This window comes from uncultured Aquabacterium sp., assembly GCF_913773725.1.
GTDB lineage: Bacteria > Pseudomonadota > Gammaproteobacteria > Burkholderiales > Burkholderiaceae_C > Aquabacterium.
The window spans coordinates 15721-39575 of record NZ_CAJYGK010000043.1; the positions used below are offsets into that span (position 1 = coordinate 15721).

20 protein-coding genes are annotated in these 23855 nt (G+C 70.0%); 3 read left to right on the forward strand and 17 right to left on the reverse strand.

Going from position 1 to position 23855, the window contains the following annotated elements; all coding sequences use genetic code 11:
• Positions 1-44: 44 nt before the first annotated feature.
• Complete coding sequence (locus tag QZ709_RS04925; protein ID WP_294636192.1) at positions 45-3335, forward strand: AAA family ATPase; 3291 nt, start codon at positions 45-47, stop codon at positions 3333-3335.
• A 10-nt stretch (positions 3336-3345) separates the two neighbouring features.
• Here QZ709_RS04925 and QZ709_RS04930 read toward each other — a convergent pair whose 3' ends face one another.
• Positions 3346-5031 carry an FAD-dependent oxidoreductase gene (locus tag QZ709_RS04930; protein WP_294636193.1) on the reverse strand — a complete coding sequence of 562 codons (1686 nt, stop codon included), beginning with the start codon at positions 5029-5031 and terminating at the stop codon, positions 3346-3348.
• 90 nt (positions 5032-5121) lie between these two features.
• Between QZ709_RS04930 and trmL the strand changes: the two genes are divergently transcribed.
• Positions 5122-5592, forward strand: a complete 471-nt coding sequence (trmL, locus tag QZ709_RS04935; protein ID WP_294636194.1) for a tRNA (uridine(34)/cytosine(34)/5-carboxymethylaminomethyluridine(34)-2'-O)-methyltransferase TrmL — start codon at positions 5122-5124, stop codon at positions 5590-5592.
• Between the two features lie 36 nt (positions 5593-5628).
• On the opposite strand, the gene QZ709_RS04940 is transcribed toward trmL, so the two are convergent.
• From QZ709_RS04940 to QZ709_RS04955, 4 genes are all read right to left on the reverse strand, one after another.
• Positions 5629-6681 (reverse strand): NAD(P)H-dependent glycerol-3-phosphate dehydrogenase, encoded by a 1053-nt coding sequence (locus QZ709_RS04940; protein ID WP_294636195.1) that lies wholly within the window; start codon positions 6679-6681, stop codon positions 5629-5631.
• A gap of 10 nt (positions 6682-6691) precedes the next feature.
• Positions 6692-7147 (reverse strand): protein-export chaperone SecB, encoded by a 456-nt coding sequence (secB, locus tag QZ709_RS04945; RefSeq protein ID WP_294636196.1) that lies wholly within the window; start codon positions 7145-7147, stop codon positions 6692-6694.
• Positions 7148-7388: 241 nt separating this feature from the next.
• Positions 7389-7649: a glutaredoxin 3 gene (gene grxC, locus QZ709_RS04950; RefSeq protein ID WP_294636197.1), complete on the reverse strand. Its 261-nt coding sequence runs from the start codon at positions 7647-7649 to the stop codon at positions 7389-7391.
• Positions 7650-7749: 100 nt separating this feature from the next.
• Positions 7750-8166, reverse strand: a complete 417-nt coding sequence (locus QZ709_RS04955) for a rhodanese-like domain-containing protein (RefSeq protein WP_294636198.1) — start codon at positions 8164-8166, stop codon at positions 7750-7752.
• 111 nt (positions 8167-8277) lie between these two features.
• Between QZ709_RS04955 and gpmA the strand changes: the two genes are divergently transcribed.
• Positions 8278-9021: a 2,3-diphosphoglycerate-dependent phosphoglycerate mutase gene (gpmA, locus tag QZ709_RS04960; RefSeq protein WP_109037562.1), complete on the forward strand. Its 744-nt coding sequence runs from the start codon at positions 8278-8280 to the stop codon at positions 9019-9021.
• 39 nt (positions 9022-9060) lie between these two features.
• Here the strand turns inward: gpmA and QZ709_RS04965 are convergent, their stop codons facing one another.
• The 12 genes from QZ709_RS04965 to lysS form a co-directional block, all read right to left on the reverse strand.
• On the reverse strand, positions 9061-10137 hold the full coding sequence (locus QZ709_RS04965; protein ID WP_294636199.1) for an endonuclease/exonuclease/phosphatase family protein: 1077 nt from the start codon (positions 10135-10137) through the stop codon (positions 9061-9063).
• Between the two features lie 125 nt (positions 10138-10262).
• The gene (locus QZ709_RS04970; RefSeq protein WP_294636200.1) at positions 10263-11168 is read right to left on the reverse strand and encodes a carbohydrate kinase family protein; all 906 of its coding nucleotides are present in this window, start codon (positions 11166-11168) and stop codon (positions 10263-10265) included.
• Positions 11169-11204: 36 nt separating this feature from the next.
• On the reverse strand, positions 11205-12872 hold the full coding sequence (locus QZ709_RS04975; RefSeq protein WP_294636201.1) for a DUF3426 domain-containing protein: 1668 nt from the start codon (positions 12870-12872) through the stop codon (positions 11205-11207).
• A gap of 34 nt (positions 12873-12906) precedes the next feature.
• Entirely contained in the window at positions 12907-13839 is a 933-nt protein-coding gene (prmA, locus tag QZ709_RS04980) for a 50S ribosomal protein L11 methyltransferase (RefSeq protein WP_294636217.1), read from the reverse strand.
• A gap of 30 nt (positions 13840-13869) precedes the next feature.
• Positions 13870-15219 (reverse strand): acetyl-CoA carboxylase biotin carboxylase subunit, encoded by a 1350-nt coding sequence (accC, locus tag QZ709_RS04985; RefSeq protein WP_294636202.1) that lies wholly within the window; start codon positions 15217-15219, stop codon positions 13870-13872.
• 10 nt (positions 15220-15229) lie between these two features.
• Positions 15230-15700, reverse strand: coding sequence for an acetyl-CoA carboxylase biotin carboxyl carrier protein (gene accB / locus QZ709_RS04990; protein WP_294636203.1), 471 nt, complete (start codon positions 15698-15700; stop codon positions 15230-15232).
• A gap of 94 nt (positions 15701-15794) precedes the next feature.
• Positions 15795-16253, reverse strand: coding sequence for a type II 3-dehydroquinate dehydratase (aroQ, locus tag QZ709_RS04995; protein WP_294636204.1), 459 nt, complete (start codon positions 16251-16253; stop codon positions 15795-15797).
• Positions 16254-16431: 178 nt separating this feature from the next.
• Positions 16432-17040, reverse strand: coding sequence for a TlpA disulfide reductase family protein (locus QZ709_RS05000; protein ID WP_294636205.1), 609 nt, complete (start codon positions 17038-17040; stop codon positions 16432-16434).
• A gap of 14 nt (positions 17041-17054) precedes the next feature.
• Positions 17055-17666, reverse strand: coding sequence for a hypothetical protein (locus tag QZ709_RS05005; protein ID WP_294636206.1), 612 nt, complete (start codon positions 17664-17666; stop codon positions 17055-17057).
• Positions 17663-19906, reverse strand: coding sequence for a molybdopterin-dependent oxidoreductase (locus QZ709_RS05010; protein ID WP_294636207.1), 2244 nt, complete (start codon positions 19904-19906; stop codon positions 17663-17665). The genes QZ709_RS05005 and QZ709_RS05010 overlap by 4 nt, the downstream gene beginning before the upstream one ends.
• A gap of 103 nt (positions 19907-20009) precedes the next feature.
• Complete coding sequence (locus QZ709_RS05015; protein WP_294636208.1) at positions 20010-22169, reverse strand: FUSC family protein; 2160 nt, start codon at positions 22167-22169, stop codon at positions 20010-20012.
• A gap of 64 nt (positions 22170-22233) precedes the next feature.
• Positions 22234-23760 carry a lysine--tRNA ligase gene (lysS, locus tag QZ709_RS05020; protein WP_294636209.1) on the reverse strand — a complete coding sequence of 509 codons (1527 nt, stop codon included), beginning with the start codon at positions 23758-23760 and terminating at the stop codon, positions 22234-22236.
• Between the last annotated feature and the right edge of the window lie 95 nt (positions 23761-23855).

A 23855-nucleotide genomic window follows, 5' to 3' on the forward strand; every position in this document is an offset into this window, starting at 1 on the left:
GTGGTGGTAGGCTTCGCGTCCATCTTCCTGCTGATTGGGTCCCCGTGTCCACGCCAGACCTTGCTCCAGCCGCCCCGGGCCGCGTCCGCCTGAGTGGCGAACGCCTCCGCGCCCTGCGCAATCGGCTCGGCCTGAGCCAGGACGCGTTCGCGCTGGCGTGCTTCGAACGGCATCTGTGTGTGTCCATCGCCTCGGTGAAGCGGGCCGAGACGGGCAAGAGCGTGTTGTTGCGCACGGCTCGGCACTTGGCCGCATTTCACAACGTCGCCTTGGCAGACATCCTGGCAGAGGGGGCGGTGGGCGATGAAGCCGACGATCGCGACCTGCCGGATGAACTGCTGGTGGACGAGGCCATGCCCACAGTCCAGCGGGCCCCGGCAGCGTGGGGCCTGGACGGGCGCCGTGACGAGCTGGATGCCGCTTGTGAAGCCCGCCTGGTGCTGGTGCTGACGGCCTGGCCTGTCCCGCAGGCATCGCTGCCCGCCGTGTGCGCTGCCGTCGAAGCGGAGGGCGGGCTGGTGCATGCCCGGCCGGGGCCGGCCGGGCGCGATGCGGGACCAGGCTTCATCACCGTGCTGTTCGGGCAGCCGCGCGCCCAGCGCAGCGACGTGCCCCGCTCCGTGCGGGCGGCCCGGCAGGTGCTGCATGCAGCGGGCGATCGGGCGCGGGTGCTGTTGTCGGCCGGCCTGCTCACGGGGGACGTGCTTGACTGGCCTCTGGCGCGCGAGGACTGGCGCCGCGCGCTCTCGGCCGAGCCACCTGCGCTGTACGTGCACCGCACGCTGGGCGCCGCCTTGCGGGTGCAGCACGAACTTCAGCCCAGTCCGGTTCCGGATGCCCTGCTGCTAGGGGAGCCCCTGCAGCGGCCCGGACGTGCGTTCCGGCTGGTCGGCCGCGATGCCGAGCTGAGGACCTTCCAGCGTCTCCTTGCTGGCGTGCTGCGGGACCAGCAGTCGCAGGTCTGGGTGCTGCGCGGGATGGCCGGCCTCGGCAAATCCCGCCTGCTGGCGGAGTGTGTCGACACCGCCCAGCAGCATTTCGTGCAGACCCAAGTCATCGAGCTGCAGGATTTCGGCGGCGACCGGCACCGTGAAGTGCTGTGCGGTCTCGTCAGCGCACTGCTGGACCTGGGTGGGGCCACGGTGTTCCGCAACGAACTGATCCGCCAGCGCCTGACGTGGTACCAGCTCGACGACACTTCGCTGGTGTTGTGCAGGGAACTGCTGGGCGTGCCCCAGTCGGACGCCGACCGGGCCCTGCTGGAGGCGATGGGCCATGCGCAACGGGCGCAGCTGACGGCCCGGGCCCTGGCGCACCTGATCACGCGCACCGCGCTCACCCGTCCGCTGATGCTGGTCGTCGAGGACGTGCATTGGGCCTCGGTGGCCACGATCGAAACGCTGGCCCGCGTGGTCTCGGCCAGCCAGGAAGCGCAGGTCCTCTGGGTGCTGAGCTCCCGGGTGGAAGAGCCGCTGCGTCTGGCTGACCTGCAGCGGCTGCTGCCCGAGGTCGAGGTTCACGAAACCACGCTGGCACCGCTTCAGCCGCGCGAGGCCCGCGAACTGGCGCGTCAGTTTCCCGGCGACGACCATTGGCGACAGCAGTGCAGCGAACGGGCGCAGGGCCATCCGCTGTTCCTGACCCAGTTGCTGATGGCCGAGCGGCATGAGCAATTGCCCGACAGCTTCCAGCACCTGCTGCAGGTTCGGCTCGACGACATCACGCCGCAGGACCGACAGGCGCTGCGCGTGGCCGCGGTGCTGGGCCAGCCCTTCACGGCGACGCAGCTCGATGCGCTGCTGCCGGAGCCGGGCTATGCGCTGCACCCCCTTGTGCAGCACTGCTTCCTGCGTGAGTTGGGTGACGGACGGTACGACTTCCTGCATGCCCTGATCCGCCAGGGCATCTACGAGGCGCTGCCCGTGCGCCAGCGGGAGGCCCTGCATCTTCAGGTTGCCCTGAGCATGGCCGGCGAGAACGCCGCGCTGCATGCCCGTCACCTGCACCTGGCTCGGCGAGCGGAAGCCCCGGCGCGCCTGCTCGAGGTTGCCCGCCAGCGCCATGAATCGCTGGACCATGAGGGTGCCCTGTCGCTCCTGCTGGACCACGAGCGCGTCGATTACGCCGAGCGTGACGTGCACGCCTGGGCGATGCTGCTGGGCGACGTGCTGGCCAAGACGGGGCAGACCGCAGCGGCCCGCGCGGCCTACACGCAGGCCCTCGACGCTGCACCGGATGTGCCCGGACGCCTCACGGCGACCGTGGCCCTGGCGGGTGTACTCAATGTGCTCGAGGACCTGCGGGCCGAGGAGGACCTCATCGACGAGGCGCTGCCGCTGGCCGACCGGCCCGACACACGGGCCCAGCTTGCGGGCTTGCACTACCTCAAGGGCAATCTGTATTTCCCCCGTGGCGATGTGGCGCGCAGCCGCGAACACCACAGCCGCGCCATGGCCGTGGCCAGTGACGCCGGCGAGGTGAGGCTGCAGGCCAGGGCGCTCAGCGGCCTGGGGGACTCGTTCTACGCGGAGGGCCGCATGGTGACGGCCCATGCCCGCTTCGTACAGTGCCTTGCGCTGTGCGACGAACACGATCTGCGCGACATCGAGGCCTCGAACCGCTTCATGCTGGCCACCACGCAGATCTATCTGTGCGAGACCGCCCCCGCCCTGCGCAATGCCGTGGCGTCGGCCGAGCTGGCCCGTCAGGTCGGGAACCACCGGGCCGAGATCGTGTCTCGCCTGACGGCCAGCTGGATCGAGTTGGGGCGGGGCAATGCGCACGGCGCCCTGCTGCACGTTGACGAGGGCCTGCGCATCGCGCGTGCCATCCGGGCGGGCCGCTTCGAGCCCTTTCTGCAGGAGGCCCAGGCCCGTGCACAGCATGCGCAGGGCGACCTCGAGGGCGCGTGGCGGACCATCCAGCAGGCACAAGAGGCCGTGGACCGTCTGGGCCTGCACGCCTTCATCGGACCCTGGGTGTCGGGCACGCTCGCCCTGATCAGCCCGGACGAGGTGCGCGCCCGCGAGGCGCTGTCACGTGGCATGGCCCAGATCGACCTGGGCTGCGTGGCGCACAACGTCTACCGCTTTCATGCCGCGGCCATGGAATGGCATGTACTGAAGGGGCGGCATGACGACGCACAGCGGGTCGGTGCCCGCTGGCTGACGCTCACCGGTGCCGAACCGACGCCCTGGGTGGCGGGCCTGCATGCCTTCATGCAGGCCTGTGTGGACGGGCCGACGCCGCGTCCGGGCGACGCCGTGTGGCAGCGTCTGCGCGAGCACGAGATCCTGCACGTGATGCTGCGGCTGCCGCGCACGCTGCTGGCCTGAACCGGGGCGGTCAGCGGGTGCGCTGTGGCGCCAGGTAGTCCAGCGCCCACCCCGCCATCTGTTCCGACTGCGCCATGCACTGCTCGTGCAGTCCGGCCCCCCGGGTCCATCCGCCTCCGAAGAACAGGGGCCACTGCGGAGAGGCTGCATTCTTTTCATTGAACGCCGCGATCTGCACCTGGGCCTGCAGGCAACCCGCATCCAGCACGTTGTGCTTGAACAGCGTCCAGGCCTTGCCGCCGTGGTGCGTGAGGCCCGCCGGCGCGTGGGTCTCGGTGTAGCCGGTGGCAGGTTGGGCCGCGGCCGCCAGCGCCAGATGCGGCAGGGCGGCCCGCGCGGCAGATGGCAGGTGCTCGCCGCCAGCCCGATCCAGCACCATGGACGGGTCCACGGCATGCAGGTCGGGCGTCAGCGTGGTGAAGAACACCGGCAGCCCGGCCTCGTTGTAGCGGGGGTGGGCGCGGTCGTTCTGGTGCCAGTTCTCGACGTAGCTCATGCGGTAGGGCTGAGCCTGCTGGCTCACTGGGTGAGCCAGAACGTTGTATGTGCGCCAGCTGTTGCGGTTGGCCGGCAGCAGCCGGTCATCGGTGTGGCAGGCGGCATAGCTGCGCGTGTAGCGAACCTGGCCGAGGATGCGGGTCAGTTCCGGCCCGAGGTCTGCGCCATTCGGAATGTGCAGCGCCTTCAAGGCATCGTCTGCATGCAGGGCCATCAGCACCAGGTCCACCGCCTGCGCAGGCCCTTCACCGGCCTGCACCACCGCGCCACTGGCTGACACCGTCACCTGCGCGGCTTGCCCGGTGCAGACCGTCACCCGCACGCTGTCGTCGCTGCGTGCGACCAGCGCCTGCGCCAGGGTGGCGAGCCAGTGCTGCGACCCCCACTCGAAGTAGCGGCGGTCCGGGCGGCCGGTTGCCGGATCCTGTCCTTCCTGGATGAGGTAGTACTGGAAGGGCGACAGCAGCGGCATGCCCGCCGGGCCACTGACCGGGTCGGTGAAGTACATCGCCGAGATCCGCGGGTAGTAGAGCTCGTCGCGGATGCGGGCGATGCGCGTCGGCAGCGCCGGGTCCTGCCAGTCGATCGCAATGCCCAGGCGGGCGGCCGTGCCGGCCAGTTGCGCCTCGGGCGCGGCCATGCAGTCGGCAAAGTACTGGCCCACCGTGTAGCTCGCGGGGACCGGTGCCTGCCCGTGCTCCCCCGACACCCGCTCGCATGCCCGTGCATGCACCACCCGCATCAGCGGCAGCAGCCGGCCGGCATCGGCCTGAGCGAGGTCGTGGCGCGGGTCGGACACCGTGCCGGGCGCATCGTCGTCGTCGGTGAACAGCGTGTGGCGCTCGGGCGTGAAATAGCTTTCGTTGTCGCACAGCGGCCGCAGGTGCGCGAGGTAGCCGATGTCGGCCAGCGCCGCCTTCAGCCGCCGGTAGGTGGCCAGGTTCACGTCGTTGACGCCGAGATCCGCCCACCGCACATAGGGCTCCGGGGGCGCGTCCGGTGCGGTGCGCTGCTCACCCAGCTGCACGAACACGGTGTCGGCGTTGCCGCCGAGCACGGCCTTGCGCTCGTAGACCGTGATCTGCAGACCGCTCAGGCCCTGCTGCTGCGCGCGCTGCTGAAGGTAGTAGGCTGCGGACAGGCCGGAGATCCCGCCGCCGATGATGGCAATGTGCAATCCCATGGTGTGAGGTGTCATGATGGTCTGCCGCAGTCTAGGCAATCGGGCCTGCGGCAGCGGTATCAGTTCACTGCGGTTTCAGGGATGCGACGCGTATCATCGGCGCCCATGTTCCGCATCGTCCTGGTCCACCCCGAAATCCCGCCCAACACCGGCAACGTCATCCGGCTGGCGGCCAACACCGGCTGCGAGCTGCACCTCATCGAGCCCCTGGGCTTTTCGATGGACGACAAGCTGCTGCGTCGCGCCGGGCTCGATTACCACGAGTACGCCGAGGTGAAGCGCCACGCGGACTGGGACGCCTTCCTGGCCGCCATGCAGCCCGACCCCGAGCGGATGTTTGCCTTCACCACCCGTGGCAGCCGGCCCTTTCAGGAGCCAGCCTGGCAGCCGGGCGACTGGCTGGTGTTCGGCTGCGAAACCAGCGGCCTGCCGCCGGCTCTGCGCGACACCTTTGCCCCTGCCCAGCGCGTGCGCTTGCCCATGCGTGAAGGGCAGCGCAGCCTGAACCTGAGCAATGCGGTGGCCGTGGCGGTGTTCGAGGCCTGGCGGCAGAACGGCTACGCGGGCGGGGCCTGAGACCGGCCCTGGCACCGGCCGCCGCCCGAAAGGGCGTCAGGCGTGGCCGCCTTCGGCCTTGGCTTCGCGGCGCATCAGCGCGCCCACGGCTTCGCGCGGGGTCTGCCGGCCTTCCAGCACGGCCACCACCGCCTCGGTGATCGGCATGGCCACGCCCAGCGCCTGCGCACGCTGCCACACTGTGGCGGCGCTGTAGACGCCTTCGGCCACATGGCCCAGCTCGCTCAGGATCTGCGCCAGCGGCTTGCCCGTGGCGAGCTGCAGGCCCACCGTGCGGTTGCGCGACAGGCTGCCGGTGGCCGTCAGCACAAGGTCGCCCAGCCCCGACAGGCCCATGAAGGTGTCGGCGCGCGCACCCAGCGCCAGGCCCAGGCGGGTCATCTCGGCCAGGCCGCGCGTGATGAGCGCGGCGCGGGCATTGAGGCCCAGCTCCATGCCATCGGCGATGCCGGTGGCGATGGCGAGCACGTTCTTCACCGCGCCGCCGACTTCGACCCCGACCGGGTCGGCCGAGGTGTAGACGCGCAGGCTGTCGGAATGGAAGGCCGACACGGCCTGTTCGGCCAGCGTGGCGTCGGCCGCGGCGGCCACCAGCGCGGTGGGCAGCCCGAGGGCCACTTCACGCGCAAAGCTGGGGCCGGAGAGCACGCCGCAGCGCAGGCCGGGGCGCAGCGACTGCGCGATCTCGTGACCGAGCCGGCCGGTGCCTTTCTCGAAACCCTTGCACAGCCACAGCGCCGACACGTCATCCGGCAGGCGCTGCAGCATGCTGCCCAGTGCCGCCATCGGCGTGCCGATGATGACCAGCCCGCGGCCTTCGCGGCACGGCGCGATGGCCGCGTCGAAGTCGGCTTCGAGCTGCAGTGCCTCCGGGAAGGGCGCCTCGGGGAGGTAACGGGTGTTGCACCGCGCGGCCTGCATCTCGGCCACCTGGGCCGCGTCGCGCGCCCACAGGCGCACGGCCGGGTTGTGGCGCGCCGCACTGATGGCCAGTGCCGTGCCCCACGCACCGGCACCCAGCACCGTCAACGACGGGCCGGGTGTCGAGGGCGTGTCCGGGGCGGCGACGTCTTGAACCGTGAGGTTCATCGCCGCGCGATCAGGCGTTGCCGGCCTGCTCGCCAGCGGCCTGGGCCAGCTGGGCTTCGTACATGGCCTGGAAGTTGACTTCGGTCAGGTGCACGGGCGGGAAGCCAGTGCGGTTGATGACGTCGGCCACGGTGGCGCGCAGGTAGGGGTAGACGATCTGCGGGCAGGCGATGGCGATGATCGGCTGCAGCTGTTCCTGCGGGATGTTGCGGATCTCGAACAGGCCGGCCTGCTTGGCTTCCACCAGGAACAGGGTCTTGTCGTTGACCTTGGTGGTCACGGTGGCGGTGACGGCCACTTCATAGATGCCATCGACCACGGGTTCGGCGTGCAGGTTCAGCTGCACGTCGACCTGCGGTTGACCTTGTTCCAGCAGCACCTGGGGCGCGTTGGGCATTTCCAGCGACAGGTCCTTCAGGTAGATGCGCTGGATGGCAAAAGACGGTTGTGCGGCTTGGTCGCTCATGGAGGGTCCGGAAGAAAAGGGTTGTGTCGGTCAGGCCGGGCGCTGCGATGGGCGCATCGATCCAAGCCAGAAGTTCGACAACGATTATGGACCAGCCCGATGACCTTCCCGTGGCATCCTGGCCAGGGGTTTGTGGCAATGCGTGCCACGTCGGGTGCGCGCCGGCGTCACGCGACCCTGCGCCTGGAAGGGGCGTTGCCGCGGGCAGACCGGTCAAGGCGGGCAGACCCGCCCGCTGAAATCAGGCGGCGTTCAGCAGCGGCAGCAGGCCGCCCCGCTGGTCGAGCGCCATCAGGTCGTCGCACCCCCCGACGTGGGTGTCGCCGATGAAGATCTGCGGCACGGTGCGGCGGCCCGTGAGCGACATCATGGCGTCGCGCTGGGCCGGGTCCAGATCTATGCGGACTTCCTCGATGGACTCGACCCCGCGCTGCTTGAGCAGCATCTTGGCCCGCTGGCAGTAGGGGCAGACCTGGGTGGTGTACATCTTGACGGCTTGCATGGCAGACCGGGTTTCGGGACCCGTTGGAGTTGGCTCCCTCGCATTGTGCGGCTGAGTGCAAGACCGCCCGGGCAGTGGGGAATGACTCCCCCCGCTCCGATCAGGCTTTCTCGACCGGCAGGTTGGCTTCGCGCCAGGCCTTCAGGCCGCCGGCCAGCGGCTGCACGTTCTCGTAGCCCAGCTTCTTGAGTTCGGCCGTGGCCTTGCCGGCGCGCATGCCGGTGGCGCACACCACCACGAGCGGCGTCTTCTTGTTCGAAGGCAGGCCCTTGGCCGTGCCGATCTGTCCGAGCGGCACGTTCTTGGCGCCGACCGCGTGGCCGGCGGCGAACTCGGCCGGTTCGCACACGTCGATGAGCTGCGCCTTTTCCTTGTTGACCAGTTGCACCGCGGCGGCAGGGGTCACGCCGCTGCTGGCCGCGCCCTGGATCTGCTGCCACAGCAGCACACCGCCCGAGCCCACGGCGGCCACGATCCAGTACCAGTTGTCTGCCAGAAAGCTCGAGGAGGTCGACATGCGTGTGTTCTTTCAAGGCGCGGGGCGCCGGTTCAGGTTCCCGCAGACCAGGGTGGCGCGGGCAGCGGCGGATTATAAAATCGCGAGCTGACCTTCACTCGGGACGACCACATGTACAAGCTCGTGCTGATTCGCCATGGCGAATCGACCTGGAACCTGGAAAACCGCTTCACCGGCTGGACCGATGTGGAGTTGACCCCCACCGGCATCTCGCAGGCCATGGCCGCGGGCAAGCTGCTCAAGGCCGAAGGCTACGAGTTCGACGTGGCCTATACCTCGGTGCTCAAGCGCGCCATCCACACGCTGAACTACTGCCTGGACGAGATGGACCGCACCTGGCTGCCGGTCGTCAAGGACTGGCGCCTCAACGAGCGCCACTACGGCGGCCTGCAGGGCCTGAACAAGGCCGACATGGCCAAGCAGTACGGTGACGAGCAGGTGCTGATCTGGCGCCGCAGCTACGACACCCCGCCGCCCGCGCTGGAAGCCAACGACCCGCGTGGCCAGCGCCAGGACCTGCGCTATGCCAAGCTGAACCCGGAGCAGATCCCGCTGACCGAGTGCCTGAAGGACACCGTGGCCCGCGTGCTGCCGTGCTGGAACGACACGCTGGCCCCGGCGATCAAGGCCGGTCAGCGCATCGTCATCGCCGCGCACGGCAACTCGATCCGTGCCCTGGTGAAGTACCTCGACAACATCGGTGACGCCGACATCGTGGGCGTGAACATCCCCAACGGCATCCCGCTGGTGTACGAACTCGACGCCGACCTCAAGCCCATCAAGAGCTATTACCTGGGTGACGCCGAAGCCGCCGCCAAGGCCGCGGCCGCCGTGGCTTCGCAGGGCAAGGCCTGATGGCTGGATCCATCGCCCGTCTGACCCGCGGCCGGTGGATCAGGGTCTGAGCGACCAGATCAGGGGGCAGTGGTCGGACAGCATCCGACCCTGCTCCCGCGGGTCATAAGACAGGCGCGCAAAGCGCCTGTTTGCGTTTCTGTCGGCCAGTCGGCGGTCGATGAGGATGTCGTCGATGTACTGGCTGTGCGTGTCCTGTGCGTCGCAGGGCAGGTAAGGCTGGCCCTCGGTGGCGCGCAGCAGGTCGGCGCCGGGCGGCTGCTGGTCGCTCCAGGCCTGGATGACGTTCAGTGGTGCCCGCTCGTCCGGGCCGGCCGGAAAGCGGGCGTCCTTGGCCAGGTGGCGGTTGAAATCGCCCAACACGGCCAGGGCCACGCCCTCGCGCACGCGCTGGTCGATCCAGGCCTCGACCACCGGAACCTGCTGCTGCAGGCGCTGGCAGGGGGCGAAGCTGCGGTCGAGCTTGCCGGTGAAGCAGCCGCTCTTGAGGTGCACGGCCAGGACGCGCACCTCGCGCGGGGTGCCGGGCCACAGGCTGATGTCGGCGCCGGCTCGGCTGGTGCCATCGACATCCAGGGCAGCCAGGTCGCCGTTGCAGCGGTAGGGCAGGCCCTCACGGATGGCAAAGCCGACCTTTTGCGGGTGGGCGCGTTGCACGAAGCAGTCCACCCGCCAGCCTTGCCGGAAGACGAGCCGGGCGGCCTCGGGGCCGTCCACTTCCTGCAGCGCCACCACATCGACCTGCTCGCGCTGGCGCAGGCGATCGGCGTGGTGCGCCAGGGCGTCCAGGTCGGCCAGAGAGCGCCGTGGCGGCGGGGTGCGGCCCGGCGTGCAGGGCAGGGCGCGTTCGCGGCTGGCCGGTTGCTGGCGCACGCAGCGCGCCGACAGTTCCTCGTGCACCGCGGGGCTCATCAGCCATTCCAGGTTCCACGTCGCCAGCGTCAGGCCAGCATGGGTGTCGAGGCTGGTGCTGCCGCCCAGGCCGAAGAGGGCGGCGTGGCCGGAGGTGGCCGTCGAGAGGGCAACGGCCGCCTGCACGGCGGGGCGTGCCCAGGAAGCCCAGAGGCGGCGCAGCCAGGTGCGCGACCCACCGGCCAAGGTCAGGAACGAGAACACAGACAGGGCTCCGAAGCGGTGATCGGGGCCGCCATCATCGGGCCAAAACCGGCCCGCGCCACCCGCCCCACCCGCGCGGGGGAGGCGGCTGACGCCGGGCGAGGGGCTGCCCTGCCCGCCGCGGTTCAGAGGCCGAGCGCGGCGCGGTCCAGGCTGTAGTTCTGCGGGCCGGCCGCCGCGATCTTGATGGCGCCGATGCGGTTGGCCAGTGCCACCGACTTCACCAGGTCCCAGCCCTGCGACAGGCCGTACAGCAGGCCGCCGCGGAAGGCGTCACCGCAGCCGGTGGGGTCGACCACGGCGTCGGCCTTGACGCCGGGCACATGGGTCTTCTCGCCCTGGATCCAGACGTTGCAGCCCTCGGCACCCAGCGTCTCGATCAGGCCCTTCAGGTGCGACCTGGACAGCTCGGCCAGGCTCTGGCCGGTGCGTTCGGCCAGCATCTTGCCTTCGTAGTCGTTGACGGCGACCCAGGTGGCCTGCGACACGAAGCGCTTGAGCTCGTCGCCGTCGAACATCGGCAGGCCCTGGCCCGGGTCGAACACGAAGGGGATGCCGGCGGCCTGCAGCTGCTCGGCGTGCTGGATCATGGCGTCGCGGCCATCGGGGGCAATGATGGCCAGCTGGATCGTCGGGTCGGCGTCGATGCGCTGGATGTGGGCCTGCTGCATCGCCCCGGGGTGGAAGGCCGTGATCTGGTTGTTGTCCTGGTCGGTGATGATGATGGCCTGGGCGGTGTAGCTGTCATCGACCGTGCGAACGTGGTCCATGCGCACGCCCCAGTGCTGCATGCGCTGGCGGTAGGGCAGGCCGTCGCTGCCCAGCGTGGCCATCACCACCGGCGCGCCGCCGAGTTGATGCAGGCTGTAGGCGATGTTGCCGGCGCAGCCGCCGAATTCGCGGCGCAGCGACGGCACCAGGAAGGACACGTTCAGGATGTGGACCTGTTCCGGCAGGATCTGCTGGGCAAAGCGGCCAGGGAAGGTGGTGATGGTGTCAAAGGCCAGGGAGCCGCAGATCAGGACGGACATCGTCTTCTCCGAGAAAGTGCAAAGCCTGAAAGCGTATCAGGGATAGAAGAGCTCGGCGGTGTAGCCGGCCGGGCTCAGTGCACTCACCTTGAGGTCCCACAACAGCGTGGTGCTGTGCCCCGGCGGCACGGCCTCGGGCAGCGGGCCGGAGGCGACCAGGCTGCGGGGGTTGTCCGTGCGCGGCTCCGCCGTGTCCAGCCAGCGGGCCTCTCGGGGGGCGAAGGCGCGCCGTGCGATGACCGCGCCGTTGGCATCCGTCAGCGTCAGGTCGATGTGGGGCCAGGCCAGGCCGATGCGCGCGCGGTTGTGCACGACCACCGCCAGCCGGTAGCGCTCGGCGCCTTCGGAGGTGGCGCGCACGAGGGTGGCACTCTCGACCTGCAGGTCGTCCAGGCGCAGGGGCGGCGCCAGCCGGCAGCCGACCAGGTCGCACCATTGCTGCAGCTGCGGACGGGTGTCCGGGTGGTGGGCGGCAATCAGGTCGCGGAACTGGTGTGTGAGCTGCAGGCCGAGCGCCAGCACCAGGGCCACCGTGGCGCCACCCAGGGCGGCCCGTGTGGCCGGATGCCGCCAGAAGGCCCGCCGCTGGGCCTGCTTCATGAACCCCGGCGTGGGCGGCGCCTGCTCGCGCAGACGCAGCCGGCTGCGTCCCCGGCGTTGGCTCGGCGGCGGCACCGGTTGTTCGGGCACGAAGTCGCTGTCACCGGCCTGCGGGGGGCGTGGCGCCGAAGGGGCAAGGGGCGGCTCGGACAGCGCCTCGGCCCCGGTGCGGGGTGCGGACGGCTCCTGCGTCTCGCCGGCAAGTGCCGCGGGCTCGACGCCTTCCCGCCACGCAGCCGGCGCTGGCTGCGACGGCGCCGCTGCGGGCAGGTCCTGGGCTTCGTCGGACAGGGCAGGTTCCGACAGCCCCCATTCGTCGTCCAGATCCAGCAGGGCGTCGTTGGGGAACTGGGCGTCGGCGAATTCGGGGCCGTGCCGCCGGCGGAAGGCCGCCTTGCGGTCGCTGCGCGAGGGCATCAGAAAGCGCGAATCCAGCGCGTCGGACTCGTCGGTGCGCGGAACCTCGTCGTCGTCACGCGGGCCCCGCGTGGCCGCCTCGGCTGAGGAGACCATGTCGGCTGGGGCGGCCTGTGCGGGCCCGGCTTCGTCTGCGGGCGCATCGGCATCCGGCACCAGGGCCACCGCGGTGTCCAGTTCGAAATCGGTGGCGGCGGGGCGCGGAGGTGGCTCGGGCGGGGCCGCCTCGAAGCGCGGGGTGTCGCGCCAGGGCATGGGCTGCTCGAACAGCTCGTCTGCGGCCGGCCAGGTGGGCGGCACGGTGTCGGGTGGCGGCGCCGTGACGTCGGCGGGCAGGTCGGCCACGATGCCAGCAGGCTCCGTGGGTTCGAACGCCGGTGGGGCGGTGTCTGCGCTGCGCCGGGTGAGGAAGGCCGGCAGGTCTTCGGCTTCCTGGAAGGGCGCAGCCTGCGTCGGGGGCGCGGCTGCGGGCGTGGCCGCCGCGCTGCTGCCAGCAGGGAAAGCGGCGGGGCTGGCCGGCGTGCTGCGCGGCGGGGGCGGTTCGGTGTCGAGGTCGAACAGCGTCGGGATCGCGTGAAAGACCTCGTTGCAGCGCCCACAGCGCACCCAGCCCTCAGAGACCTTGAGTTGGTCCTGAACGACCTTGAAGATGGTGCCGCAGTGGGTGCAACGGGTGGCGAGGCTCATGACGCCTTCGTTTATGCCACCGTTTTGGCCGGATTCACGCCGCCTTGCAGGCGGTCATCAGGATCCAGCCCTCTTCCGCGTTGGCGACCTGCAACTGCAGGCCGACCTCGGCGTAGGCGTCCTTGAGTTCCTGCTCCTGGCGGGCCAGGATGCCGGCCAGCACCAGATGACCACCGGCTGCCACATGGCCGGCCAGCAGCGGCGCGAGCATCTTCAGCGGGGTGGCCAGGATGTTGGCCAGCACCACGGGGTAGGCGCCTTTCGCCGCGCCCACCAGATCGGGCAGACCGACCAGCAGCGGCAGGGCACCGTTCGCATCCTTCAGGTGGGCGACGTTGGCTTCGGCGTTGGCCAGCGTGGCCTCGACCGCGGCCGGGTCGATGTCGACCGCATCGGCCCACTTTGCGCCATGCAGCAGCGCGCCGATGGCCAGGATGCCCGAGCCGCAGCCGTAATCGAGCACGGTCTGGCCCTGGTAGGCCGACGCGTTCTGCGCGATCCACTTCAGGCACATGCGGGTGGTCGGGTGGGTGCCGGTGCCGAAGGCCAGGCCCGGGTCCAGTCGCATCGCCACGGTGGCAGCGGCCGGCACCTCGTGCCAGGTCGGCACGATCCAGAACATGTCGGTGATGGGCACGGGCTGGAACTGCGACTGGGTCAGGCGCACCCAGTCCTGCTCGTCCACGGGCTGGATACCCTGGACGTGGATGTCGGCGGCCCATTCCTGGGCCAGAATCAGCGTGACGGCTTCCAGCGCCTCGGTCTCGCTCGGGAACAGGCTCTTGATCGTCGAGCGCTGCCACGCCTCGCGCGGCACCGGCATGCCGGGCTCACCCCACAGGGCCTCTTCGTGCTCGGTGTCGGCGTCGGCGTCTTCGACCGAGACGGACAGGGCCTCGACCTCCATGAGCGCGTCGCTCAGGGTGTCGACTTCGGCCTCTTTGGCCAGCAGGGTGAGTTCAAACAGGGGCATGTCGGTGCTGCAGGGAAAGGCCGCTCAACGCTTGCGCGCGGCCATCCAGTTTTCGAGGTAGTGGATGTCGGTGCCGCCTTCGATGAACTTGGCGTCGACCATCAGCTCGCGGTGCAGCGGGATGTTGGTCTGGATGCCTTCGACCACGGTTTCCGACAGCGCGGTGCGCATGCGGGCCAGGGCCTGCTCGCGGGTGTCACCGTGCACGATGATCTTGCCGATCATCGAGTCGTAGTTGGGCGGCACGAAGTAGTTCGTGTAGGCGTGCGAATCGACGCGCACCCCGGGGCCGCCCGGCGGGTGCCACATCGTGATGCGGCCCGGCGACGGGATGAACTTGACCGGGTCTTCGGCGTTGATGCGGCACTCGATGGCGTGACCGCGCGATTCGATCTGGCGTTGCGTGAAGGGCAGCTTCTCGCCGGCGGCCACGCGGATCTGCATCTGGACGATGTCGACGCCGCTGGTCAGCTCGGTGACAGGGTGCTCCACCTGCACGCGGGTGTTCATCTCGATGAAGTAGAACTCGCCGTTCTCGTAGAGGAACTCGAAGGTGCCCGCACCGCGGTAGCCGATCTTCTTGCAGGCGGCGGCGCAGCGGTCGCCCACCTTCTCGATCAGGCGGCGGGGGATGCCGGGGGCCGGCGCCTCTTCGATGATCTTCTGGTGGCGACGCTGCATCGAGCAGTCGCGCTCACCCAGCCACACGGCGTTCTTGTGCTGGTCGGCGAGGATCTGGATTTCCACGTGACGCGGATGCTCCAGGAACTTCTCCATGTAGACCTCGGGGTTGCCGAATGCGGCACCGGCCTCGGCCTTCGTCGTCTGCACGGCGTGGATCAGCGCGGCTTCGGTGTGCACCACGCGCATGCCGCGGCCACCACCGCCGCCGGCGGCCTTGATGATCACCGGGTAGCCCACCGAGCGGGCGATGCGGATGATTTCCTTCGGGTCGTCGGGCAGGGCGCCGTCCGAACCGGGCACACAGGGCACGCCCGACTTGATCATGGCCTGCTTGGCCGAGACCTTGTCGCCCATCAGGCGGATCGATTCGGGCGTGGGGCCGATGAAGGTGAAACCGGACTGCTCGACGCGCTCGGCGAAGTCGGCGTTTTCCGACAGGAAGCCGTAGCCGGGGTGGATGGCCTCGGCGTCGGTCACTTCCGCGGCCGAGATGATGGCCGGCATGTGCAGGTAGCTCTGCGCCGAAGGGGCCGGGCCGATGCACACGGCCTCGTCGGCCAGCTTCACGTACTTGGCATCGCGGTCGGCTTCGGAGTAGACGACGACCGACTGGATGCCCATCTCGCGGCACGCGCGCTGCACGCGCAACGCGATCTCGCCGCGGTTGGCGATGAGGATCTTCTTGAACATGGGCGCGCCCTTATTCGACGATGAACAGGGGCTGGCCGTATTCGACAGGCTGGCCGTTCTCGACCAGGATCTTGGAGATGACGCCGTCCTTGTCGGACTCGATCTCGTTCATGATCTTCATCGCTTCGATGATGCAGACGGCCTGGCCGGCCTTGACGGTGTCACCGACTTCGGCGAAGGCCTTGGCGCCGGGCGACGAGGCGCGGTAGAAGGTGCCGACCATCGGCGACTTGACCACATGGCCGGTCTCGACCGGGGCGGCCGGCGCGGCTTCGGCGGCCGGGACTGCAGCAGCCGGGGCAGCGGCGGCCGCAGCGGGGGCGGCGGCCACGGCTTGCTGGGCGACCGGCATCGTCATCACCACCGGCTGGGCGCCGGCCTTCACGATGCGGACCTTGCCGTCGGCCTCGGTGATCTCCAGTTCGGACACATTGGATTCCGACACCAGGTCGATCAGGGTTTTCAGTTTGCGCAAGTCCATGTTGGCTCTCTCCAGCAAATGCGTCGGGCGGGGTACGCCCGTGTGTGATGCGTGGTCCGGGGACGGGTTGGGCTCCCGGACGGGTAAAGAAGGTTCAGCCTTGAGGCTGGGCAGGTGGGGCACCCAGGCGGTCCAGGGCGGCGTCCACCGCCAGCCGGTAGCCCGCCGCCCCCAATCCCACGATCACGCCCTCGGCGAGGTCGGAAAAATAGGAGTGGTGTCGGAATGGCTCGCGCCGGTGGACGTTGGACAGGTGCACTTCGATGAAGGGCAGGGCCACGCCGGCGAAGGCATCGCGCAGGGCCACGCTGGTGTGCGTGAACGCGCCGGGATTGATGACGATGAACTGGGTGCCGTCGGTCCGTGCCGCATGCACGCGGTCGATCAGCACGCCTTCGTGGTTGCTCTGGAACGTGTCCAGCCGGGCACCCCGGGTGGCGGCATGCTCGACCAGTCCGGCGTTGATCTGCTCCAGGGTGGTGGCACCATAGACCTGCGGTTCACGGGTGCCCAGCAGGTTGAGGTTCGGGCCGTGGAGAACAAGAATCTGCATGCTCGGTTGGTCCGCCCCTCGCGTGGTTTTCAAACCACCGTTTGAGGGGCCGGCCAAGAAAATGAAAGTAGGCGGATTTTAGGGGCAAATAAGCGCAAATCAAGTCATTGCAAAGTTCGTGACTTGTGGTAAGCGCGGCGCGTTCAACGTGTCGGTTTCAGCGTCGGTCCGGCCCGGTTCACGCGATGGCGCCCGCCCAGGCCGCCAGTTCCTCGTAGTGGGTGGCGCCCATCTTGCGCTGACGAATGCGGCCCTGCGCATCGACCAGCACCGTGAACGGCAGCCCCCCTGCCGTGTTGCCCAATGAGGCCGCCAGGTCCGTGCCGTCCATGCCGGCCAGGCCGATCGGAAAGCGCACGGGGGTGCGGCCGAGGAATTCTCTCACGGGTGTCGGCCCGTCGATGGCCAGTCCGACCACCTGCCAGCCGCGGGGTCCGAAGGCCTCGTGGAAGCGGTCGAGTTCGGGCATCTCCTTGACGCACGGTGGGCACCAGGTGGCCCAGAAGTTGATCAGCAGCGGCCGGCCTTGGAGGGCGGCCCAGTCCAGCGGGCCGCCCGATGGTTGCTCGAACTGATGCTGCCAGAAGCCATCCGGCAGCAGGTCGCCATCCGCTCCGGCAAGGGCCGCATCCGGAGCAGCGCCTGCCGCGGGGGTCGATGACCGGGTCGCCCACCAGGCACCCAGGCCGGTGGCGCCGAGGCCGGCCGCCGCGAACAGCAGGGTGCGACGCCGTGTCGACGAAGGTGTTTCCGGTGGGGGGGAGGGGGGAGTCGGCGTGTCGGACATCAGGGGGCAGAAAGTCAGAAAGAGTTGGTCGCCGCATCGGGCGTGGCCGGCTCGGCCAGCAGTCGGGTCAGGGCCTGAAGGTCTCCGCGATCGGTCCGGCCGCGGGCGTCCGGTTTCAGCGCGCCCCGCAGGTCGTCTGCGTCCAGGATGGTGAGGTGCAGGCCGATGGGTTCACCCAGGGCCGGGCAGGGGATGGTCAGGCTGAGGCGGTCGACTTCGCTGCCTCGAGGGCCGGGCACGCTGCCGACGTCGTAGTCCACGCCCTTGTTGAGCAGCGTGATCTCGGCGGACTTGCTGTCGTCGCAGTACAGCTGGAGGTGGATGTCGTTCAGGCGCGTGGCGGTGCCCCGCCACACGGCACCGGTCAGATGGGGGCGAAACTCCGACAACCGTTCCATCCACACGGCGGCCAGCTCGCGCAGGGCCCGCAGCTCGGCTGGCTGGGTGTCGGCGCAGAAGATGGACAGGTACTCGAAGACGGCCGATTCCACCTGGTCGTTGTCGGGCAGCGGCGCGCGGCTGCCCAGGCCCAGCTGCTTGACGGCGCGGCGCTTGGCCTGACCGTACTCCAGGCCTTCTTCGACCACGATGCGGGCCGCGGTGGCGGCGATGTCCTCGGTGCTCATGCCCGGATTGTCGCTGTTCGGGACCGCCCGTGCGGGCGTCGGGGGCAGCCGTACACGGCCACGGGCACGGCGCTGAAGGCCGCATTGGCGCTGATGCGGTCGGTCAGCTGGTCGTCGGTCAGGTCGTTGATGCTGGCGCCGGGGTGGGCGCGCGCCACCGTCAGGGCCACGCCGGGCCGGTCATGCCCCCAGCCGTGGGGCAGGCTGACCACCCCGGGCCGGATGTCCGGGGTGATGTGCACCGGCACGCTCACCTGCCCGGTTCGTCCTTGCACGGTGACGGTCTGGCCATCCCGCAGCTGCCGGGCCGCCGCGTCATCCGGGTGGATCCACAGGGTGCAGCGCGGCTTGCCGGAAACGAGCCGCGCGCTGTTGTGCATCCACGAGTTGTTGGAGCGCACGTCGCGCCGGCCGATGAGTTTGAGGGCGGGGCGACCGTCTGCGCCCGGTTCGGGGGGCGCGGCCCGCGTGAACAGATCGGTGAGTGCCGCCAGTTCGCGCCGGACCGGTTCGGGCAGCAGGCGGATGCGGCGGCGGCGCTGCTCGAGCCGCTTGACGAGAGAGGGCCGCAGCGGACCCAGGTCCACGCCATCCGGGCGGGCCTTGAGCTGGGCGAAGGTCACCCGTCCGCCTGCCCGACGCAGCCCCAGGTCCAGCAGGCGATGCGGTGGCAGCCGACCGACCAGGCCCCGGGTCAGCAGGCCGGCCAGGCGCTGGCGGATGCCGCCCCGCTCCAGCGCCCAGGCGCGGCGGGCGTACCGGCGTGCCAGTTCGGCGTAGATCTGCCAGTCATGCAGCGCCCCGTCGGCCGGCGCCACGATCGGGGGGCTGTAACGGGCCACGTTGTGCACAGCCAGGTGCAGGAAGACCAGGTCGTAGTGGTCGTGCTCGACAAAGCAGGTGGGCGGCAGGATGACGTCGGCGTGTCGGGTGGTCTCATTGATGTAGAAGTCGACCGACACCATGAAGTCGAGTTGCGCGAGCGCCGTGTCGAGCTGTCGTCCATTCGGGGTGGACAGCACCGGGTTGCCGGCGGCGGTGACCAGGGCCCGGATCTGTCCTCGGCCGGGCGTGAGCATCTCTTCGGCCAGCACGGACACGGGCAGCTCTCCGCTGAACTCGGGTGCGCCCCGCACGCGGCTGTGCCACGCGCCCAGGTGTCCCGGGCCCATCAGCTTCATGTCGATCAGGTTGAGCGCGGGGCTGGTCAGCAGGGCGCCGCCCTCGCGGTCGACGTTGCCGGTCAGCAGGTTGATGGCCTGGATCGCCCACTGGCACACAACACCGTGCGCTTGCGTGGACACCCCCATGCGCCCGTAGACCACGGCCCCCTCGGCCTGGGCCAGTTCGCGGGCGAGCCGCCGGGTGGTGGCCGCGTCCATGCCGGTGTGGGGTGCGGTCGCTTCCGGGCTGAACGGCTGCACCGCCCGCCGCACGGCATCAACCTGGTCCAGCAAGGGGGTGAGGTGCATCGGCCGCACGAGGTCTTCTTCGAACAGGGTGTGCAGCACCGCCAGCAACCAGGCCGCGTCGCTGCCCGGGTCGATGGCATGGTGTTCGTCGGCGACCGCGGCCGTTTCCGTGCGCCGCGGGTCGAGCACGACCAGCTTGCCGCCGCGCTCGCGCAGGTCCTTGAGGCGGGCGCGCACGTCGGGCACCGTCATCAGGCTGCCGTTGCTGGCCAGCGGGTTGCCCCCCAGGATCAGCATGAAGCGGGTGTGGTCGATGTCGGGAATGGGGATGGCCAGCTGGTGGCCGTACAGCCAGTGCGCGACGACGTGGTGCGGCAGCTGATCGGCCGAGGTGGCGGAAAACCGGGCGCGCGTGCGCAGCTGGCTGAAGAACAGGTGACCGTGGGTGATGTTGCCCCAGTTGTGGACGTTGGGGTTGCCCTGGTAGACGGCCACGGCGTTCGCCCCGTGCTGCTCGCGCACGCGCACCAGGCCATCCACCACGAGGTCGAAGGCCTGGTCCCACGAGATGGGCTCGAAACGGGGTTGACCGTCGGCGCCGGTCACGCGACGCACGGGCTGGCGCAGGCGATCCGGGTCTTCGTGCAGGTCCTTCAGCGCCACGGCCTTGGGGCAGATGTGGCCGCGCGACAGGGGGTCGTCCGGGTTGCCGCGGATCTGCGTGATGCGGGCCGCGGGGCCGTCGCCCTCGACCTCGAAGCGCAGCCCGCAAATGGCTTCGCAGAGGTTGCAGACACCGGTGTGGGAGCGGGAGGCGGGCGAGGGCATGCGGCAGGGGTGGTTCTGTCGGGAACCATTCCATGATGCCAGGGGGAGGCCGGGTGCCGGCCTCGGGGAAGTCTCGGGGTTGCGTCGGGCCGCGGCAGCCCGCTCAGCGTGTCCGGGCCACCCCGTCGGCGGCGTCGGCCCAGGCTGCGGCTTCGGCCTCGATCTGCGTCAGCCGGCGCAGCAGCCAGGGGGTCGGGTCGCCCTGGGGCTCGGGCAGGGCATGCGAGACGAGCACGCCGTCGTCCTGGTGGGGCGTGGCGGCCGCCAGGGGCGCAGGCGCGCGGTGCTGCCGCTCGGCAGGGTCGTCGCTGAGCCAGGCACACAGCGCGGCTTCGGTGCGCTCGATGGCGCTGGTGGCGGTGGGGCCGTGCAGGTCGCCCTGCCGGTGGGTGAGCACGATGCGCACGACCGCCAGCTGGCTGATGAGCCGGTGGCTGCGGATGAGCAGGGCCTCGAGGTGCGGGGAGCGGCTGCCAGCGTAGGTGGGTTCGCGCACGGTGCGCTGAAGGGCCTGCGCCAGCATCCAGATCGCGTCGTAGACCTCGCGCCGGGCGTGTGTGCGCTCGGGTGCCAGGGCGGAGCCCTGCTGCCAGTGCAGCACGTGGTGGGCGTAGCGGCGCAGTGCCTGCTGCAGCCGGTGTGTCAGGGCGGGCAGCTGGGCGCGTTCCCACGAGGGCAGCACATAGCTGAATCCCCAGGCCAGGCCGGCGCCGATCAGCGTGTCGGCCAGGCGCTCGGCCGCGTCCAGCCACACGGCATGCGGCCCGGTGGCGAACATCTTGGCCTGCAGCAGCGCCATCACGGCTGCCGCCGTGGTGGTGATGCGGTAATCGCGCAGGACGTAGGCGTGCGCCAGGGCCATGCTGAGGGCCAGCACGGCAAAGCGCGCTGCCATGCCCAGCGGCAGGGACAGCAGCAGCGAGGCCACGGCGCAGCCGAGCAGGGTGCCGATGACCCGCGCGTCGCGGCGGGCCAGGGTCTGCTCCAGGCTGCCGCGCATGACGACGGCCACGGTCAGCAGCAGCCAGTGCGGGTGGCTGTGCCAGGGCAGGTGGTGGCTGAGCCACAGCGCGCAGGCCATGGCCAGCGTGGCCCGCAATGCGTAGCGCAGGGTCGGCGCGCCCAGGTGCAGTTGCCGGCGCAGCACGGGCAGCGACCACGACACCGGCGAGACGAGCGACGTCAGCAGCGGTGCCTCGGGGTGGGGTCCGGGTGCGGTGCCCTCGGCGGCGCGGCGCAGGGCCTGGCCGTGTTCATGCAGATGGCCGGCCCGGCGTGCCAGGGACTGCAGCGCCCGGCTGTCCTCGGGGGCCAGCAGGGTGGGTGCTTGTGGCGCGGGCGGTGCGGGCTCGCCCAGGCGCACGGCCAGGGCCAGGTCGGCGACCCGGTCGGCGTGCCAGTTCAGGAAATGCGCCAGACGCAGCAGAGCCGTCCGGGTCGAGGGCGAGGTGGGCAGCTGGTCGATGTCGAGCTGGCACGCCAAGACCACGTCGCGCAGGTTCACGACGTGGATGAGGGTGTCGATCTCGCGGCGGCGGCGCGCGGAGGCGTCGTGGGTGGCCCCGTCGTACAGCAGGTCTCGCGCGCTCTGGAACACATCGGCCAGCGCGGCCTGCTGTCGGATCAGGCTCAGCAGATCCTGCTGACTGCTGGTGCGGGCGTCGGGCTCGGCGCGGTCCCGGGTCCAGCGGGCCTGCGTGCGGATCAGCCGGGAGAGGTTGTGCAGGCTCTCGGCCAGCGCCAGGGTGCGGTAGCGCCGTGCCAGCGCCACGGCGCACAGCTGGGCCCACAGGCCCATGAATGCCGCCCCCGCGGCCACCCACCCCAGGTGGCTCAGCGCCGCGACGCGGTCCATGGGCACCTCGCGGAATGCCGCCATCTGGAAGATGAGCGACAGGATCATCACGAAGCTGAGCGGCATGCCACGCTTGCCCCAGGCGGTCCACAGCAGGGCGCCGAAGGTCACGGCCAGCACGGTGAGCGCTTCGGCCACGGCGTGGCCGTGGGTCAGGGCCACCAGGAGCGACACCAGCAGGCTGCCCGCGATGGCAGGCAGCATCGCGGCCGGCTTGCTGCGCGCCGTGACCACGGTGTCGGCCACGCCCACCGCGCCATAACCGGAAGAGGCGGCCACGGCGGCCGGCAACCCCCACAGCGGCGCGATCAACCCGGTGCACAGCAGCAGCCCGGCGCCGATGCCCAGGCCGTTGAGGAGCGGCGCGGGCAGTCGGCGGAGCAGGCTCAGGGGCGAAGCGGAGGGCACGGAGCAGGGGCGGGCTGGTGGGCGGAGGGCCAGGCGGTGAGGGCGCCTGCCTGGCCTTCGGGCCTCACGCCTCGCGGCGCAGCGCGGGGAAGAGGATCACGTCGCGGATGTTCGGTGCGTCGGTCAGCAGCATCATCAGGCGGTCGATGCCGATGCCGCAGCCGCCCGTCGGGGGCAGGCCGTATTCCAGCGCACGGATGTAGTCGGCGTCGAAGTACATGGCTTCCTCGTCGCCGGCGTCCTTGGCGTTGGCCTGGGCCTGGAAGCGGGCGGCCTGCTCTTCGGGGTCGTTCAGCTCGGAGAAGCCGTTGCCGTATTCGCGGCCGGTGATGAACAGCTCGAAGCGCTCGGTGATGCTCGGGTCGGCGTCGGAGGCGCGGGCCAGCGGGCTCACTTCCACCGGGTAGTCGATGATGAAGGTAGGTTGCCAGAGCTGCTCTTCCACCGCGGCTTCGAACAGGCCGAACTGCAGCTCGGCCAGCGTCCAGCGGGCGGGCGGCTCTTCGCCCAGGGCCTTCAGCTTGTCGTGCAGCACCTGGGCGTTGTCGGCCTCGGCTTCAGTCAGGCCGGCGTACTTCACCAGCGAGTCGCGCACCGTCAGGCGCTGGAAGGGCGATTCGAGGTCGACCTCCTTGCCGCCATACGTCAGCTTGGCGGTGCCCACGGCGGCGATGGCCGCGTGGCGCAGGATGGATTCGGTGAAGTCCATCAGGTCGCGGTGGTTCCACCAGGCCGCGTAGAACTCCATCATCGTGAACTCGGGGTTGTGACGGACCGACACGCCTTCGTTGCGGAAGTTGCGGTTGATCTCGAACACGCGCTCGAAGCCGCCCACCACCAGGCGCTTCAGGTACAGCTCCGGCGCAATCCGCAGGAACATCTCCTGATCGAGCGCGTTGTGGTGGGTGATGAAGGGCTTGGCGTTCGCGCCCCCGGGGATGGGGTGCATCATCGGCGTTTCGACTTCGAGGAAGCCGTTGTCGACCATGAAGGCGCGGATGGAGGCAATGCCCTTCGAGCGGGCGATGAAGCGGGCGCGCGAGTCTTCGTCGACGATGAGGTCGACGTAGCGCTGGCGGTACTTCTGCTCCTGGTCGGTCATGCCGTGGAACTTGTCCGGCAGCGGGCGCAGGGCCTTGGTCAGCAGGCGGATGGACGTGACCTTGATCGACAGTTCGCCGGTCTTGGTCTTGAACAGCGTGCCCTCGGCACCCAGGATGTCGCCCAGGTCCCAGTGCTTGAAGGCGTTCAGGGCGTCGGCACCGACGTTGTCGAGCGTGACGTAAACCTGGATGCGGCCGGTGGCGTCCTGCAGGGTGCCGAAGCAGGCCTTGCCCATGACGCGCTTGAGCATCAGGCGGCCGCCGACGCTGGCCTTCACGGCCTGGGCTTCGAGGGCCTCGGCCTCGGTGCCGTCGTGGGCAGCGTGCAGGGCGCCGGCGCGGTCAGCGGGCTTGAAGTCGTTCGGGAAGGCCACGCCCTGGGCGCGGATGGCAGCCAGTTTCTCGCGACGCTCGGCCACCAGTTTGTTGGTGTCCACCAGGGTGTCGGCGGGTGAGGCGTGCGTGTCGTGAGAGTGGGGCGTGCTCATGGTTCGGGCGGGCGCTGCGTTGGAGGAGGGGCCGCAGCCGCAGGTGCGACTCAGGCCAAACCCTCGATTGTATGAAACCCTGCGCGACAATGGGG

Excerpts from the sequence above, each read along its gene's own strand:
- QZ709_RS04930 (WP_294636193.1), bottom strand. The coding sequence starts at position 5,031 with ATGACACCTCACACCATGGGATTGCACATTGCCATCATCGGCGGCGGG.
- trmL (WP_294636194.1), top strand. The coding sequence starts at position 5,122 with ATGTTCCGCATCGTCCTGGTCCACCCCGAAATCCCGCCCAACACCGGC.
- QZ709_RS04940 (WP_294636195.1), bottom strand. The coding sequence starts at position 6,681 with ATGAACCTCACGGTTCAAGACGTCGCCGCCCCGGACACGCCCTCGACA.
- secB (WP_294636196.1), bottom strand. The coding sequence starts at position 7,147 with ATGAGCGACCAAGCCGCACAACCGTCTTTTGCCATCCAGCGCATCTAC.
- grxC (WP_294636197.1), bottom strand. The coding sequence starts at position 7,649 with ATGCAAGCCGTCAAGATGTACACCACCCAGGTCTGCCCCTACTGCCAG.
- QZ709_RS04955 (WP_294636198.1), bottom strand. The coding sequence starts at position 8,166 with ATGTCGACCTCCTCGAGCTTTCTGGCAGACAACTGGTACTGGATCGTG.
- gpmA (WP_109037562.1), top strand. The coding sequence starts at position 8,278 with ATGTACAAGCTCGTGCTGATTCGCCATGGCGAATCGACCTGGAACCTG.
- QZ709_RS04970 (WP_294636200.1), bottom strand. The coding sequence starts at position 11,168 with ATGTCCGTCCTGATCTGCGGCTCCCTGGCCTTTGACACCATCACCACC.
- QZ709_RS04975 (WP_294636201.1), bottom strand. The coding sequence starts at position 12,872 with ATGAGCCTCGCCACCCGTTGCACCCACTGCGGCACCATCTTCAAGGTC.
- accC (WP_294636202.1), bottom strand. The coding sequence starts at position 15,219 with ATGTTCAAGAAGATCCTCATCGCCAACCGCGGCGAGATCGCGTTGCGC.
- accB (WP_294636203.1), bottom strand. The coding sequence starts at position 15,700 with ATGGACTTGCGCAAACTGAAAACCCTGATCGACCTGGTGTCGGAATCC.
- aroQ (WP_294636204.1), bottom strand. The coding sequence starts at position 16,253 with ATGCAGATTCTTGTTCTCCACGGCCCGAACCTCAACCTGCTGGGCACC.
- QZ709_RS05000 (WP_294636205.1), bottom strand. The coding sequence starts at position 17,040 with ATGTCCGACACGCCGACTCCCCCCTCCCCCCCACCGGAAACACCTTCG.
- QZ709_RS05005 (WP_294636206.1), bottom strand. The coding sequence starts at position 17,666 with ATGAGCACCGAGGACATCGCCGCCACCGCGGCCCGCATCGTGGTCGAA.
- QZ709_RS05010 (WP_294636207.1), bottom strand. The coding sequence starts at position 19,906 with ATGCCCTCGCCCGCCTCCCGCTCCCACACCGGTGTCTGCAACCTCTGC.
- lysS (WP_294636209.1), bottom strand. The coding sequence starts at position 23,760 with ATGAGCACGCCCCACTCTCACGACACGCACGCCTCACCCGCCGACACC.